Annotated in this window: 1 protein-coding gene; it reads right to left on the bottom strand. The window is 60.2% G+C overall.

The features are described 5' to 3' along the window. Positions 1–500: IS6-like element IS6100 family transposase (locus NVV99_RS26350; protein WP_072249721.1), on the bottom strand; the 500-nt coding region annotated here is incomplete at its 3' end. Positions 501–561: the final 61 nt, after the last annotated feature.

Raw genomic sequence — 561 nt, 5'->3', positions numbered from 1 at the left:
AGATACTTCACCTGCCGGTGGGCCGTCTCCCGGTCCAGCTTTCCTTCGCGCTTCAATTCGGTGATCGCTGCACCATAGCTCGGCGCTTTGTCGGTATTGAGCGTGGCAGGCTTTTCCCAGTGCTTCAGGCCTCGCAGGGCCTTGCCCAGGAACCGCTTCGCTGCCTTGGCGCTGCGGGTCGGCGACAGGTAGAAATCGATCGTGTCGCCCCGCTTGTCGACTGCCCGGTACAGGTAGGTCCACTTGCCCCGCACCTTGACGTAGGTTTCATCCAGGCGCCAGCTCGGATCAAAGCCACGCCGCCAGAACCAGCGCAGCCGCTTCTCCATCTCCGGGGCGTAGCACTGGACCCAGCGATAGATCGTCGTATGGTCGACCGAAATGCCGCGTTCCGCCAGCATTTCCTCAAGGTCGCGATAGCTGATCGGATAGCGACAATACCAGCGCACCGCCCACAGGATCACATCACCCTGGAAATGGCGCCACTTGAAATCCGTCATCGTTCCGTCCGTCCAATCTCCGCCAAGCATGCTCAAGCTTCACGATTTTTGCAACAGAGCC

Source organism: Rhodococcus sp. PAE-6 (genome assembly GCF_025290685.1).
GTDB lineage: Bacteria > Actinomycetota > Actinomycetes > Mycobacteriales > Mycobacteriaceae > Rhodococcus > Rhodococcus pyridinivorans.
This window is presented reverse-complemented; position numbering and strand designations above follow the sequence as displayed.